Below are 15,152 nucleotides of genomic sequence, written 5' to 3'. Positions count from 1 at the left end.
GCCCGGCACAAACCTCCGAACCGCACCCGGCCGCCCCGTGACGATCGCCTCGCCGCCCCCCGCCCTGCTCCTCGCCATCGCCCCGGCCGCCGCCCTGCTGTGCGCGGCACTGGCGGTGCTGCTGCGGCCGCTGCTGGTCCGCTACGCCCTCGCCCGGCCCAATGCCCGGTCGTCCCACAAGGTCCCGACCCCGCAGGGAGGCGGCATTGCCGTCATCGCCGCCACCATCGCCGCGGTCGCCCTGGCGGGCCTCGGCGGCCTGCACGGCGCGCTGGCGGCCCCCGGGGCCGTGGTGCTCGCGGCCGCCGTCGTGCTGGCCGTGGTCGGCACCGTGGACGACCTCCGGCCGATCCCGGTGCTGCCCCGCCTGGTGCTCCAGGCGGCGGCGGTGGCGGCGGTGATCGCCGTCCTGCCGGGCGATGCGCGGATCCTGCCGCCCTGCCCGCTGTGGCTGGAGCGCGCGGTGCTGGCGCTCGGACTGCTGTGGTTCGTCAACCTCACCAATTTCATGGACGGGCTGGACTGGATGACGGTGGCCGAACTCGTTCCGGTCACCGCGGCGCTGGCGGCATTCGCCGCCGTCGGCGCAGCGCCGGGGGAGAGCCTGCCGGTCATGCTGGCCCTCGCCGGCGCGCTGATCGGCTTCGCGCCGTTCAACCGGCCGGTCGCCCGGCTGTTCCTGGGCGACGTCGGCAGCCTGCCGCTCGGCCTGCTCACCGGCTGGGGCCTCGTGCTGCTGGCCGGCAACGGCCACCTCGCCGCCGCGCTGCTGCTGCCGCTGTATTACCTCGTCGACGCCACCCTCACCCTCGGCCTGCGGCTGCGCCGCGGCGAGAAGGTGTGGGAGGCCCACCGCAGTCACTTCTACCAGCGCGCCACCGACAACGGCTTTGCGGTCATCGAGGTCGTCGGCCAGGTGTTCGTGCTGAACCTCGTGCTGGCGGCGCTCGCTGCGCTGTCGCTGGCATGGCCCTCCGCGCTCGCCGGCGTCGCCCTGGTGTCCCTCGGCGCCGCCGCAGTGGCCGTCGTGATGGCGCGCTTCGCGCGGCCACGGAACAAAACCTAAGCCCGTCCCGCTCCGAACTCCGGCACCGCATCGCGCAGCACGCCCTCGATCACGCTGCGATCCTCGGCGATCACCGCCTTGTCCAGCGCCGCCAGCCAGCCGCGCAGGGTCTCCAGCGGCGGTTCGGCCGGCTTGGCGGCGACGATGCCGGGAATGCCGATCTCGGCGGTCGGCTCCTGGTGCGCGAACAGGATCTCGTGCAACCGCTCGCCCGGGCGCACGCCGGTGAACACGATCTCGATGTCGAAGCCGACCTGCAGGCCCGACAGGCGGATCATGCGCTCGGCGAGATCGACGATCTTCACCGGCTGGCCCATGTTGAGCACGTAGACCGAGACGTCCGGCCGCTGCGGCTGCAGCGCATGGGTCGCCGCCGTCACCACGAGGTCGCAGGCCTCGCGGATGGTCATGAAGTAGCGCACCATGTCCGGATGGGTGACGGTGACGGGGCCGCCGGCCTCGATCTGCGCCTTGAACTTCGGCACCACCGAGCCGTTCGACGCCAGCACGTTGCCGAACCGCACCGAGATCAGCCGCATCGGCGGCTTGCCGTTGCCCTTGCCCTGCAGCTTGCGGTCGAGCGCCTGGCAGTACATTTCGGCGAAGCGCTTGGTCAGCCCCAGCATCGACACCGGCTCGATCGCCTTGTCGGTGGAGATCATCACCATCGCCTCGGCGCCTGCGGCGAGCGCGGCATCGGCGACATTGACCGAGCCGAAGATGTTGGTCTTGACGCCCTCCGCCCAGTCGCGCTCAAGGATCGGCACATGCTTGAGCGCGGCGGCATGGAACACGATGTCCGGCCTGAATTCCTGCAGCAGCCGCAAGATACGGTCGCGGTCGCGGATGTCGGCGATACGGCCCTCGATCTGCACGTCGGCGCCACGACGCGCGAGCTGCTCGGTCACCGCATGCAGCGCCGGCTCGGCATTCTCGATCACGAGGAGACGCGCGGCGCCGAAGGTCACCACCCGCTCGCAGATTTCCGAGCCGATCGAACCGCCCCCGCCGGTCACCACCACCGCCTTGCCCTTCACCAGGGCCTCGAGACGGGCATAGTCGATCCGCACGCTCGGCCGCAGCAGCAGGTCCTCGACCGCCACCGGCGCGAGCTGCGGCGTATCGCGGCTCTCGCCCAGCGACGGCAGGCGGCTGACGGTGAGGCCGAGCTTGCGGGCCCGCATCAGCACCGATTCCGGCTGCATCTCCGGCTCGAATGCCGAGGGCAGCATCACCACGCGGTCGAACGGCTTGCCGCGGCGCTCGAAGTCGCCGGCGACGTCGCCGAGATCATCGAGCCCGCCGAGCACCGGCACGCCGCGGATGATCTGGCCGCGATCGGCCATCGACGGCGACAGCATGCCCACCGGCCACAGCCGCTTCACCGCGCCGTTCTCGATGGCGCGCAGCAGCACCTCGGCGTCGGCGGCGCGGCCGATCAGCAGCGCCGGCGCGGCGGCGACCACGCGGGCGTGGCTGCGGGTGCGGGTGTAGCGGAAATAGCGGTAGGCAAGCCGCGCGCCGCTGAAGAAGAAGATCTGGACGAACCAGTAGAGGATGATCGTGGTCTTGCCGAGGAAGAACGTGCCGTAGACGTTCGGCGCCAGGAAGATGTAGTCGACGACCAGCAGCGCCACCGCGAGCACGGTGGAAACGCGCAGGATGTTGAACAGGTCCGGCAGCGAGATGAAGCGCCACTTGGTCGCCGTCAACTGGAACAGGTAGCTGACCACGAAGCTGAACAGCAGGAAGTACGGCAGCATCCACAGCAGCAGCGGCAGGCGGTCGAACAGCCGCGAGCCTTCGAAGCGCAGATAGAATGCCACGAGCACGGCGGCGCCTGTCGCCAGCACGTCGTGCAGGGCGATCAGCCACATGCGCCAGGTCATGCGGTACAAGCGGATCATGGCCGCGCGCTCCCCGCCGCGGCGACCGCCTGCGGCGTTCCGCCGGCTGCCGCCTCGCGGCGCGCCTTCAGCGCCATGCCGCCGGCGACCCCGACGCCGATGACATACATCCAGCCCTCATGGAAATCGAACAGGTGGGAGTTGAGCAGCGAGCTCACCATATTCTCCACCACCACCAGCAGGCCGACATAGGCGACGAGCGAGTTGCCGCGGAACAGCAGCAGATGGGCGATCCACATGGCGTAGAGCACGATGCAGCCGAGCACGCCCCACTGCACCGCGACATTGAGCGTCTGGTTGTGCGGGTTGCCGATGACGTCGGCGGCGAGCCCGGTCTTGCCGACGGCATCGAGCTCGAACAGCCGCTTGGTCGCCCCGGTGCCGTTGCCGACCAGCGGCGCCTGCGCGATGAACTTCAGCGACCGCTTCCAGTAGCCGAGCCGCTGCGCCGTCGAGGTGATCTCGTTGTTCTGGTAGCCTTCATACTCGACGCCGATATGGGTGACGCGCTCGCGCAGGTAGGGCGAGGAGAACCACACGGCAGCCGCGACCACCGCCGCACCGGCGAACAGCAGCACCGTGGTCCGCGCGCGCAGATGCAGCACCGCGAACAGCAGCAGCAGCACCGGCATGTAGACCAGCGCGGTGCGCGCCGACACCACGAACATCATGTTGACGAAGAACGCCAGCATCAGCACCGCACAGGCGAGCGCAAGGCCCCATTGCCGCCGGCGGACGAGGGTCAGCGCCGGCGCCGCCAGCGCGAACATGCACAGCGCGAACTCCTGGCTCTGGTCGATGTAGTTCTTCACCGGTACGCCGTCGGTGACGGTGAGCTTCAGCGCGGGAAACACCAGCACGACATAGGACCACACCAGCAGCAGTGCGCACGACACCACGAACGCCACCAGCACCCACAGGCCGCGCTGCGACCGCTCGAAGTGGTAGATCAGCAGCGGGATCAGCAGCAGCTTGGACACCGGGTTGATGCCGTGCAGCCGCTCCGGCCACGGGCTCTGCGCCCATAGCGTGCCGACCACCGCGAGCGCGAAGAACACCAGCGGCATGAAGCATGCCGGCCGGCGCAGCGAGGCCAGCAGTTCGCGCCAGTTCGCGGTGAATGCCAGCGCCACCAGCCACAGCGCCATGAACACCGCCGGCGGGGTCGTCGACCACGGCAGCGAGGCGGCGGCCAGCGCCGCGAAGATATCGGTGTTGCGCATGCGCACCGCCGGGTCGCGCAGCGCGGCCATCAGGCCGCGGCGCCCGCCGCCGGGGGCCGCGCCGTCACGCGCGATCACGCCCTCGCTCACGTCCGCCCCTCGCGCGCGCGCTGCACCAGCGAGGTCGTGCTGTGGCCCTGCAGGATGTCGACGAGCACCACCTCGCCGCCATAGGCCTCGACCACCTCGTGGCCGACCACCTGCTCGCGGGTGTAGTCGCCGCCCTTGACCAGCACGGCGGGCCGCACCTGCTTGATGAGGTCGAGCGGGGTATCCTCCTCGAAGATCACGACCAGATCGACCGCCTCCAGCGCCGCCAGCACCTCGGCGCGCGACAGTTCGTTCTGCACCGGTCGCCCCTCGCCCTTGAGGCGTTTCACCGAAGCGTCGCTGTTGAGGCCGAGCACCAGACGATCGCAGGCGGCGCGCGCCTGGGTCAGCACCCGGACATGGCCGGGATGCAGGATATCGAAGCAGCCGTTGGTGAAGCCGATGCGCAAGCCCTCCTCGCGCCACTCCGCGAGGCGGACGTCGAGATCGGCGGGGGTCCCTGCGATCTTCTGCTCGGCGGCGAGCGAGGCCGGCGGCAGAATGCGGCCGCGCAGCTCCGACAGCGCCACCGTCGCGGTGCCGCGCTTGCTGACTGCGACAGCGGCGGCGGCGGCGGCGCAGCGCAGCGCCTCTTCCCAGTCGGCGCCTGCGGCGAGCGCCACCGCCAGCGCTGCGGCGACGGTGTCGCCGGCGCCGGAGACGTCGCGCACCTTGACCGGCTGCGCCGGCACATGCACCGGCGCGCCCTCGCCGGGCACCAGCGTCATGCCATGCTCGCTCTGGGTCACCAGCATCGCCTCGCAGTCGGCGAGCAGCATCAGTTCGCGCGCGGCGGTGGCGATCTCGGCATCGCTGCCGGCGCGGCTGCGGCTCGCCTCGGCGAATTCCTTGCGGTTCGGGGTGAGCAGCGTCGCGCCGCGGTAGATCGCGAAGTTGGCGCTCTTGGGATCGACGATCACCCGCTTGCCGAGCTTGCGCGCGGCGTCGATGACATGACGGATCACCCGCGCCGTCAGCACGCCCTTGGCGTAGTCCGACAGCAGTACGATGTCGGCGCGCGGCAGCGCCGCGAGCGCGGTGTCGATCAGCTGCTGCTCGATCGCTTCGGTCGCGGGCGCGGCGCGCTCCCAGTCGGCGCGCAGCATGTGGGTCGAGAAATGTTCCGACACGTAGCGCACCTTACGCGTCGTCGGCCGTGCCGAATCCGTCACCAGCAGCGGCTCGATCTGCGGCTCGCGCGCCAGCGCCGCACGCAGCACGTCGCCCGCGGCATCGGCACCGACGAGGCCGACGAACAGGCACCGCGCGCCGAGGCTCGCGATGTTGCGCGCGACGTTGCCGGCGCCGCCGACATTGGTCTCGCTGCGCTGGACCGCGATCACCGGCGCCGGCGCTTCCGGCGAGATACGCGACACCTCGCCATAGACGAACTCGTCAAGCATCAGGTCGCCGATGCACAGCACCGTCTGCCGGACCATGGCGCCCGCGAGCGCGTCGAAATCGAACATTTAAAGCGTCCGTATCCTTGAGGTTGGCCCGATCAGCGGTAGCGATCGGCCTGGTCGAGAAAGTCCTTCACGTAGGCGCCGACAGCGTCCTCCAGCGAGGTGAAGCCGCCATTGTAGCCCGCGGCGAGCAGGCGATCGACGCTGGCCTGCGTGAAATACTGGTAACTGCCGCGGATCTGCTCGGGCATGTCGACGTAGCTGATGTTCGGCGTGCGGCCGAGCGCGGCATAGCCGGCGAGCATCAGGTCGCGGAAGCTGCGGGCATGGCCGGTGCCGACATTGAACAGCCCGCTGACCGAGCGGCGCGACAGCAGCCACATGATCACCCGCACGACGTCGTCGACATAGATGAAATCGCGGCGCTGGTCGCCGTCGGCGATGCCGTCGCGATGCGACTTGAACAGCTGGACCTCGCGGCCGCTGCGGATGTCCTCGAAGCGCCGCGCCAGCACGCTGGCCATCGTGCCCTTGTGATATTCGTTCGGGCCGAACACGTTGAAGAACTTCAGGCCGGCCCACTGCGGCGGCAGCTTGTCGCCGTTCTCGAGACGGCCGAGCACCGCGAGATCGAACAGGTGCTTGCTCCAGCCGTAGAGGTTCATCGGCCGCAGCCGCTTGAGCGCCTCGACCGAGCCATCATCGACGAAGCCCTCCTCGCCGTCGCCATAGGTCGAGGCCGACGACGCATAGATCAGCGGCGTCGCATTGGCCGTGCACCAGTCGAGCAGCTTGAGCGACAGGCGGAAGTTGGTGTCGATGACGAGATCGCCGTCGGTCGCCGTGGTCTCGGAGATCGCGCCGAGATGGATGATGGCCTCGATCCGCCGCCCCTGCAGCCAGCTCATCAGCTCGGCCGGCGGCACGATGTCGGCGAGCTGGCGCTTGGCGAGGTTGCGCCACTTGCCGTCACTGCCCAGATGATCGCAGACCGCGACATCGGCGCGGCCGGCGTCGTTGAGCGCGGCCACGACATTCGATCCGATAAATCCGGCCCCACCGGTCACCAGCAGCATGACAGTTCCAGTTTTACGTTGCGGGGGCCACCTTTGCCCCAGACCCGGCCGGCAGGCAACTCACGTCCGGTATCATTCGCGCACCGTTCTGGGGACGGGTCCTGGAGCGGACCTTGGGACCGGTCCTGGGACAGGCCTTGGCCTCAACATTTCTCGCCGCGCCACTGGACGCCGCCCGCGGCAGGCGATAACCGGCGGGGGCCGGCCGAAGCGTTCCGCGCCTCGGTCCCGGCCCGCCGGATGTGGGACAGTCGAAGAATTATGAACAAAGATTCACAATTTAAGCTGGATCCGTCGCTGGTCGACCCGTCCGACACCCGGCCCCTCCTGATCGTCCCCTATATGTGGATTGGCGATTTCGTGCGCGGCCACACGGTGGTGCGGGTGCTCAAGCAGCGCTGGCCCAACCGCCCGGTCGATATCCTGGCGACCAGCCTGGTCGCCCCCCTGCTCGACTACATGCCGGGGGTGCGCAAGGGCATCGTTTGGAACCTGCCGCGCAGCCGCCTCGCCCTCAGGCAGCAGTGGGAGCTCGCCCAGGTCCTGCGCGCCGAGGGCTATGGAACCGCACTGATGATGCCGCGCACCTGGAAGTGCGCGATCGCGCCGGCGCTCGCCGGCATCCCCGAGCGGGTCGGCTTCGTCGGCGAGGTCCGGTTCGGCCTGATCAACGACTGGCGCTGGGGCGAGCGCGCTCTGCCGCGCCTGATCGACAAGAAGGTCGCCCTGACACTGCCGCCTCGCACCCACCTGACCATGGACTGGCCGCCGCCCCGAATGGTCGTTCCCGCCGCCGAGGCGGCCGCCTGGCGGGCCAGGAACGGCCTCGGCGACGGTCCGGCGGTGGCGCTCGCCCCCGGCGCGGTCGGCCCCTCCAAGCGCTGGACGGCCTATCCCGAGCTCGCCCGGCAGCTCACCGCCCGCGGCATCGATGTCTGGGTCGTCGGCGGCCCCGGGGAAAAACCGCTCGCCGACGCCATCGTGGCCGCCGGCGGCGCGCGGGCGCGCGACCTCACTGGCACGGACCTGCGCAACGGCATCCTGGCGCTCGCCGCCGCGCGCCTCGCCGTCTCCAACGATTCGGGGCTGCTGCACGTCGCCGCCGCCGCAGGCACGCCCTCGGTCGGGATCTTCGGCCCGACCAGCCCCTACCACTGGGCGCCGCTCAACGGCCTCGCCGCCACCATCCAGTGCGACACCAAACTGTCGTGCCAGCCGTGCCACAAGCCGGTGTGCGCCATGAGCCACCATCGCTGCATGACCGACATCAGCGCTGCAACGGTCATGACCGCAGCCACCGACATCCTCGCAGGCCTCGGCCTTGCGGCGACGCCGCAGCCGACCTGACCGCTTGCGCCTTTCGCGCACGGCCAGTACCACTTCAGCGCATTCCCTTGAGGCGGAGCTTCCCTTGAGCCAGTACCGGATCGCAGCCCATTTCCAGAGCTCGCTGGCGGCCATGACCGAGGCGGCCTGCGACGACGCGCTGCTGCACACTGCGCACGCCATCGCAACGGCCTGCGTCAAGGCATTGCAGGCCGGCAACAAGGTGCTGATGGCCGGCAACGGCGGCAGCGCCGGCGACGCCCAGCACCTCGCCGCCGAGATCGTCGGCCGCTACAAGGTCGACCGGCCCGGCTGGGCCGCGATCGCGCTGACCACCGACACCTCGGCGCTCACCGCCATCGCCAACGACTACGGCTTCGAGCAGGTGTTCGCGCGCCAGGTGCAGGGCCTCGGCCAGCGCGGCGACGTGTTCTGGGGCTTTTCCACCTCCGGCAAGTCGCCGAACGTCATCGCGGCGCTGAAGCTGGCGCGCGCCAAGGGCCTTACCACCATCGGCTTCACCGGCCTGAAGGGCGAGGCGATGCGCGAGCACTGCGATCTGCTGCTGGTGTCGCCGAGCGAGGACACAGCGGTGATCCAGCAGATCCACATGGTGGCCGGCCACGCCATCTGCGACGAGATCGAGCAGGGCCTGCTTGCCGGCGCGGCCGCCGCCAGCCCCAGGGCATGAGCGCGCGCGCCGCCGGCACGACCGCGCCGCGGCCCGCCGCCTTCCTTGACCGCGACGGTGTCCTCAATCACGACGACGACTATATCGGGCACAGCGACCGCATCCGCTGGATCGACGGCGCGGCACGCGCCGTGCGCCGCCTCAACGACGCCGGCTATCTCGTGTTCGTCGTCACCAACCAGTCGGGCGTGGCGCGCGGGATGTTCGGCGAGGATGACGTCCGCGCGCTGCACGCGTGGATGCGCCAGGAACTGGCCCGCGACGGGGCACGCATCGACGACATCCGCTACTGCCCCGACCACCCGCAGGCGCCGCTGCCGCGCTATCGCCGCGACAGCGACTGGCGCAAGCCGAAGCCCGGCATGCTGCTCGACCTGATGGCGCAATGGCCGGTGGACACCGCGAACAGCTTCATGATCGGCGACAAGGACAGCGACATCGACGCGGCGACCGCCGCCGGGATCAGGGGCATCAAGTTTTCCGGCGGCGATCTCGACGCCTTCGTTGCCGAGCTGCTCAGCGCCCCCAGGACTTGATCAAGACGACTTGATCAAGGCGACCTGATCGAGACGACCTGATCAAGCTGTATTGAGCGCAATCCGTCATCTTCAAAATCCGTCATCCCGAGGTGCGCGCACTTGCGCGCCTCGAAGGATGAACGGCCACGGAATTGCTGCACGGGCCGTCGCCCTTCAAGGGCCATGCTACGCATGGCGACCTCAGGGTGACGGACGACACGCCTGAAATCATCAGGATGCTAGAGCACCGACGGCAGCACCTGCTGCTCCAGCACCTCCGTCGCCTGCACGAACGACGGATACTGCCCCTTGCCGCCGAGCACGGTGATCGGCCCACGGCCGACCGGCCCGGTGAGGCCGGGATCAGTGGCGAGGAAGATCGCAAGCAACGGCACGCCGTAGGCGGCGGCGAGATGCAGCAATCCGGTGTCGACGCCGACGACCAGCGCGGCGCCCGCGATCACCTTCGCCGTCGCATCGAGCGGCTGGCGCTGCAGCACCCTGGCGCCGGGGATCGCCGCCGCAAGCCGCGTCGCCCGCACCTCCTCGGCCGCGTTGCCCCATGGCAGCAGCACCGCGAAGCCGCGTGCCGCGAGCCATTTGCCGAGCCCGATCCAGTCGACCTCGCGCCACTCCTTGCTGGCGCGCGAGGTGCCGTGCAGCAGCACCGCATACGGCGCGCCGCCATCGCGCAGCGGCCGCTCGAGGCCATAGTCGATCACTTCGCTCGCCTGATAGCCGAGACTTGCCGCGGTCAGCAGGCGGTTGCGCGTCACCGCATGGAGCGCGCGGCTGACGCGATGGGTGACGTCGTAGAAGCGCGACGCGATCGGCTCGCGGATACTGTCGCGGTCATAGCCGTGACGCTCGCCGGTGGTGAAATGCACGATGAGCGCCGAACGCAGCAACCCCTGGGTGTCGACCACCGTCTGCGCGTTCACCGCGCGCAGCGCCGCGCGGAACGCCGCGAAGTCGCGCCATGTCGCGGCCTGAAACAATTGCTTTCGCCAGCGCCGCGTCGCCACCGGCAGCACCGCATCGACCGCCGGATGCAGCCGCGCCAGCGGCGCGAACGCCTCCTCCACCACCCATGTCACCCGCGCATCGGGATACGCGCGGCGCAGGTCCGTCATCGCCGGCATCTGGTGCACGACGTCGCCGAGCGAAGAGGTCTTGATGATCAGGACGTTGGACATGCGTGATTTCGGGAAAAGCACACCATCGGCGTTACGGTTTGGAAACCATAAAGCGGTTTCGAGCGCAAAAAGCCACAGAAATGCGCCCCGCGCCGGCTGCCTTATACCTGATATCGACCACGCGCGATGCACAGTCGCGCCAACGCCGGAGCATTCGCCGGCCGACTTGAGATGCGGCGGCCGCGACCCGGCCACCGCCGGAATGAGGTGATCGCATGACCGTTCTTGTCACCGGCGGGGCCGGCTATATCGGCAGCCACACGGTTCTGGCGCTGGCGGAGGCCGGCGAAAGCGTCGTGGTCATCGACAACCTGTCGACCGGCTTCTCGCACTTCATTCCCGATGGCGTGCCGCTGTTCATCGGCGACGTCGCCGACGAAAATCTCGTCGAGGGCGTGATCGCCGCCCATCACGTCGATTCCATCATCCATTTCGCTGGCTCGGTCGTGGTGCCGGAGTCGCTGCGCGACCCGCTCGGCTACTACCGCAACAACACCATGACGACGCGCAACCTGCTCAACGTCGCCGTGAAGTGCAACATCCCCCGCTTCATCTTCTCGTCGACCGCCGCGGTCTACGGCAATCCCGACCAGATGCCGGTCGTCGAGGAAGCGCCGACGCGGCCGCTGTCGCCCTACGGCATGTCGAAGCTGATGACCGAAATCATGCTGCACGACGTCGCCACCGCCCACGGCATGAACTATGTGGTGCTGCGCTACTTCAACGTCGCCGGCGCCGATCCGCAGGGCCGCATCGGCCTCGCGACGCAAGGCGCCACGCACCTGCTCAAGATCGCGGTGGAAGCCGCCACCGGCCAGCGCGCCAAGATCGACATCTACGGCACCGACTACCCGACCCCCGACGGCAGCTGCATCCGCGACTTCATCCATGTCAGCGATCTGGCAGATGCCCACCGCGCCGCGCTCGGCTATCTCGATCATGGCGGCCCCTCGACGACGCTGAACTGCGGCTACGGCCGCGGCTACTCGGTGATCGAGGTCATCGAGGCCGTGCGCCGCGTCTCCGGCCGCAGCTTTGCCGTGCAGCATGCCGAGCGCCGCGCCGGCGACATCATGACCATGATCGCCGACACCCGCCGCATCCGCAGCACCCTCGACTGGACGCCGCGCCACGACGACCTCGACTCCATCGCCGCCCATGCCCTGGCATGGGAAGAGAAGCTGCTGCAGGAGCGCGGCACAAACCGGGCCGCCAGCGCCTGATTCGCCGTCCGCAAGCCGCCCGGACCACACCGCGGGGCACCGCTCCGGCCGGCGTCAAGCCCTGATTTGGCTTGAAAAACCCCGCCCACGCGGGCATTGAGGCACGCGCTTCGCACGAACCTGGCCACGACACGGGCCGCGCGCTCCCCGGCCTGTCCGGCACGGGACACGCGTTCTGCGCCCGACAAGGGCTCGGCCGAACGCCGCCCGCATGGCCCGGCCCGCAACCGGTTCCCGGCGGGAACCATGTGCGCCTGTTTCCCATGCCCTCGACGGACCGCGGATGACCGATACTGCTGCCAAGAACCAGACCAAGCCGCCGAGAAAGATTACGGACGATCCGTATGGCGCTGCCGTCCTGATCCGCCGCCTGGTGACCGAACAGGGCCTCACGTACTGGCGGCGCTACCTCGTGGCGTTTGGCATGATGGCCGTGGTGGCGGCCAGCACCGCCGGGTCCGCCTATCTGCTCGGCGAGGTCATCAACGCCGCCTATGTCGCGCGCGACTTCCACGCCATCCTGACACTGTCGCTGGTCACCATGGCGCTGTTCACCGCCAAGGGCGCGGCGACCTACGGCCAGTCGGTGATCCTGTCGCAGATCAGCAACGCCATCGTCGCCACCAACCAGCGCCGGCTGTTCAGCAAGCTGATGAGCGAGAGCATCGGCTTCTTCTCCGACCGCCACTCCTCCGAATTCCTGGGACGCCTCACCGCCGGCGCGACCTCGGTGACGCAGGTGCTGAGCCTTTTGATCACCGCGCTCGGCCGCGACCTGCTGTCGCTCATCGGCCTCGTCGTCGTCATGCTGATGCAGGACCCGATCATGTCGCTGTTCGGCCTCGTGGTAGCGCCGCCGGCGATCATCGTGCTGCGCAAGCTGGTGCGGCGGGTGCGCAACCTCGCGCACACCCAGTTCGCCAACACCAACGACATCCTGGAAACCATGCAGGAATCGTTGCAGGGCATCCGCACGGTGAAGGCGTTCACCCTCGAAGACACCATGCGCGCGCGCATCGACGCCAACATCAGCGCGGTCGAACGCAACGCCAACAAGATGGCCCGCGTCTCCAACCGCTCCAGCCCGCTGATGGAGATGCTCGGCGGCTTCGCCATCGCCGGCGCGCTGATCTATGGCGGCTATGGCGTGGTGGTGAAGGGCTCGACGCCCGGCCAGTTCTTCTCGTTCGTCACTGCGTTCCTGCTCGCCTACGAGCCGGCCAAGCGCCTTGCGCGCCTCAACATCGACCTCAACAGCAACCTGATCGGCGCCAGCAAGCTGCTGGAGATCGTCGACAGCCCGGCGACCGAGCCCGACGACAGCGACAAGCCGGCGCTCAAGCTGACGCAGGCCCGCGTCGAGCTGCGCGACGTCAGCTTCGCATACCGCCCGGACGAGGTCGTGCTCGACCACATGAGCCTCACCGCCGAGCCCGGCAAGGTCACCGCGCTGGTCGGCCCGTCCGGCGGCGGCAAGTCGACGGTGCTGGCGCTGCTGCTGCGGCTCTATGAGGCGAACAGCGGCCAGATCGTGATCGACGGCCAGGACATCGCCACCATCTCGCGGCGCTCGCTGCGCCAGCAGACCGCCTATGTCGGCCAGGACGTCTATCTGTTCCGCGGCACCATCCGCGAGAACATCGCGTTCGGCCGCCTCGGTGCGTCGGAGGCCGACGTCATCGCCGCGGCGCGCGCCGCCTGCGCCCATGATTTCATCATGGGCTTCCCGCAGGGCTACGACACCCCGGTCGGCGAGCACGGCACCCAGCTCTCCGGCGGCCAGCGCCAGCGCGTGGCGATCGCCCGCGCGCTGCTCAAGGACGCGCCGCTGATCCTGCTCGACGAGGCCACCGCGGCGCTGGATTCGGAGTCCGAGCGGCAGGTGCAGGAAGCCATCACGCATCTGTGCCAGAACCGCACCACGCTGGTCATCGCCCACCGCCTGCACACGATCATGCATGCCGACGCGATCCTGGTGGTCGAGGGCGGGCGCATCGTCGAATCCGGCCAGCACGACGACCTGTTGCGCCGGGGCGGCCGCTATGCCTCGTTCTTCCGCTTGCAGCATCGTGAAGCGGCGCCGCTGGCGCCGGTGGCGGCCTCCGCCTAAATTGGGGCCGGCGCCGGCCCGCAGGCCTGCGCCGCTCATTCCTGTCGCCCAGCCAGCGGACCCCAATCATGTCGACCAGCGCTTCCTTCGTCATTCCCCCCACCGCCACGCCCGTGCTGCCGGTCGCCGGCCTCGACAAGACCTTCCCGGTCCGCCGGATCTGGTGCGTCGGCCGCAACTACCTCGAGCACATCCGCGAACTCGGCAATGACGAGCGCCAGCCGCCGTTCTTCTTCGCCAAACATGCCGACATGCTGGCCCCGAACGGCGCGATCATCCCCTACCCAACGCTGACCAAGGACTTCCAGCACGAGGTCGAGCTGGTGGTGGCGCTCAAGAGCGGTGGCCTCAACATCACCCCTGCCCAGGCGCTCGATCACGTCTACGGCTACGCGGTCGGCATCGATCTGACCCGGCGCGACCTGCAGATGGCGTCGCGCAAGAAGGAGCAGCCCTGGGAGATCGGCAAGTCGTTCGACCTCTCCGCGCCCTGCGGCGCGCTGCGGCCGGCGAGCGAGATCAGCCACCCGACCAGCGGCCGGATCTGGCTGTCGGTCAACGGCAGCGAGCGGCAGAAGGGCGACCTCTCCGAGATGATCTGGAATGTCGCCGAGATCATTTCCCGCCTGTCGCTGCAGGTCTCGCTCGGCGCCGGTGACATCATCATGACCGGAACGCCCGCCGGCGTCGCTGCACTGTCCCCCGGCGACCGGGTCGAGTGCGGCATCGACGGCATCGGCAATCTCAAGATCGCGATCGGCGAGGCTGCCTGAACACGGTCCCGGGCCATCCCACCCAGCTGTCCAACGGCCCCTTCGGGGGCCGTTTTGCCGTCTGCTGCACGGTGCTTGGATACAGGCGTCCGAAACATGGGCTACGATGGCCAACGCTTGAACGTCAATAACCAGAACTGGCTAGTGGCAGACTCTGGGGGGTGGGTCACATAGTCCGCCGCCTTCGACAACCGGCTTGGGGACGCGCCGGGCGACGTTCGCGCGCCGCGTCTTCCTGCCCGGGAGTTCGCTCCTTGAGGCACATGTTTCGCATCACACTTCCTGCACCACAACGCGGTGGTTCCGAATGCAATCACAGAAGGAACTCAAAGAACTCGGCAACAGGATCGCATCCACCATGCAGCTCGCCGAGAAGCTCGATCAGCGGATGGCCGCCTACCTGCTCTCGATGGCCAGCCTCGAGGTATCGCAGGCGCTGGAGAGCATCCAGCAGCGCGCCGCGGGACGACGAATGGACAATTGATGGACGCCGACCAGCATCGCGGGTGATCGGGGTCGTCACCGACCACCGGCCGGGCGCCGGGGA

Annotated in this window: 13 protein-coding genes; 8 read left to right on the top strand and 5 right to left on the bottom strand. The window is 69.0% G+C overall.

Annotation, left to right across the window (positions count from 1 at the left end; genetic code table 11):
• Positions 1–43: 43 nt before the first annotated feature.
• Positions 44–1,066, top strand: coding sequence for an MraY family glycosyltransferase (locus JQ639_RS31185; protein WP_211965035.1), 1,023 nt, complete (start codon positions 44–46; stop codon positions 1,064–1,066).
• Here JQ639_RS31185 and JQ639_RS31180 read toward each other — a convergent pair.
• From JQ639_RS31180 to rfaD, 4 genes are read right to left on the bottom strand one after another with little or no spacing between them, the layout of a single operon-like run.
• Complete coding sequence (locus tag JQ639_RS31180; protein ID WP_211963705.1) at positions 1,063–2,973, bottom strand: nucleoside-diphosphate sugar epimerase/dehydratase; 1,911 nt, start codon at positions 2,971–2,973, stop codon at positions 1,063–1,065. The genes JQ639_RS31185 and JQ639_RS31180 overlap by 4 nt on opposite strands.
• The gene (locus JQ639_RS31175; RefSeq protein ID WP_349644657.1) at positions 2,970–4,286 is read right to left on the bottom strand and encodes an O-antigen ligase family protein; all 1,317 of its coding nucleotides are present in this window, start codon (positions 4,284–4,286) and stop codon (positions 2,970–2,972) included. Before JQ639_RS31175 ends, JQ639_RS31180 begins: the two co-directional genes overlap by 4 nt.
• Positions 4,283–5,755, bottom strand: a complete 1,473-nt coding sequence (gene rfaE1, locus JQ639_RS31170; protein WP_211963703.1) for a D-glycero-beta-D-manno-heptose-7-phosphate kinase — start codon at positions 5,753–5,755, stop codon at positions 4,283–4,285. The genes JQ639_RS31175 and rfaE1 overlap by 4 nt, the downstream gene beginning before the upstream one ends.
• A 32-nt stretch (positions 5,756–5,787) precedes the next feature.
• Complete coding sequence (gene rfaD / locus JQ639_RS31165) at positions 5,788–6,768, bottom strand: ADP-glyceromanno-heptose 6-epimerase (protein ID WP_211963701.1); 981 nt, start codon at positions 6,766–6,768, stop codon at positions 5,788–5,790.
• A gap of 261 nt (positions 6,769–7,029) precedes the next feature.
• Between rfaD and waaF the strand changes: the two genes are divergently transcribed.
• From waaF to JQ639_RS31150, 3 genes are all read left to right on the top strand, one after another.
• Positions 7,030–8,115 carry a lipopolysaccharide heptosyltransferase II gene (gene waaF, locus JQ639_RS31160; RefSeq protein WP_211963699.1) on the top strand — a complete coding sequence of 362 codons (1,086 nt, stop codon included), beginning with the start codon at positions 7,030–7,032 and terminating at the stop codon, positions 8,113–8,115.
• 64 nt (positions 8,116–8,179) lie between these two features.
• Entirely contained in the window at positions 8,180–8,785 is a 606-nt protein-coding gene (locus JQ639_RS31155; RefSeq protein WP_211963697.1) for a D-sedoheptulose 7-phosphate isomerase, read from the top strand.
• Positions 8,782–9,321 carry a D-glycero-alpha-D-manno-heptose-1,7-bisphosphate 7-phosphatase gene (locus JQ639_RS31150; protein WP_211963695.1) on the top strand — a complete coding sequence of 180 codons (540 nt, stop codon included), beginning with the start codon at positions 8,782–8,784 and terminating at the stop codon, positions 9,319–9,321. Before JQ639_RS31155 ends, JQ639_RS31150 begins: the two co-directional genes overlap by 4 nt.
• Positions 9,322–9,542: 221 nt before the next feature.
• Here JQ639_RS31150 and waaC read toward each other — a convergent pair whose 3' ends face one another.
• Positions 9,543–10,499, bottom strand: coding sequence for a lipopolysaccharide heptosyltransferase I (waaC, locus tag JQ639_RS31145; protein ID WP_211963693.1), 957 nt, complete (start codon positions 10,497–10,499; stop codon positions 9,543–9,545).
• A gap of 215 nt (positions 10,500–10,714) precedes the next feature.
• On the opposite strand from waaC, the gene galE reads away from it, so the two are divergent.
• From galE to JQ639_RS31125, 4 genes are all read left to right on the top strand, one after another.
• Positions 10,715–11,722, top strand: a complete 1,008-nt coding sequence (gene galE / locus JQ639_RS31140; RefSeq protein WP_211963691.1) for a UDP-glucose 4-epimerase GalE — start codon at positions 10,715–10,717, stop codon at positions 11,720–11,722.
• A 283-nt stretch (positions 11,723–12,005) separates the two neighbouring features.
• Complete coding sequence (locus JQ639_RS31135) at positions 12,006–13,832, top strand: ABC transporter ATP-binding protein (protein WP_211963689.1); 1,827 nt, start codon at positions 12,006–12,008, stop codon at positions 13,830–13,832.
• A 68-nt stretch (positions 13,833–13,900) separates the two neighbouring features.
• Entirely contained in the window at positions 13,901–14,605 is a 705-nt protein-coding gene (locus tag JQ639_RS31130) for a fumarylacetoacetate hydrolase family protein (protein WP_211963687.1), read from the top strand.
• Between the two features lie 307 nt (positions 14,606–14,912).
• Positions 14,913–15,089: a hypothetical protein gene (locus JQ639_RS31125; RefSeq protein WP_211963685.1), complete on the top strand. Its 177-nt coding sequence runs from the start codon at positions 14,913–14,915 to the stop codon at positions 15,087–15,089.
• The last annotated feature ends 63 nt before the right edge of the window (positions 15,090–15,152 follow it).

The sequence above is a fragment of the Bradyrhizobium sp. U87765 SZCCT0048 genome (assembly GCF_018131225.1).
GTDB lineage: Bacteria > Pseudomonadota > Alphaproteobacteria > Rhizobiales > Xanthobacteraceae > Bradyrhizobium_A.
The sequence above is the reverse complement of the archived record's forward strand: the minus strand, read 5'-3'. Positions and strand labels throughout refer to the sequence as shown.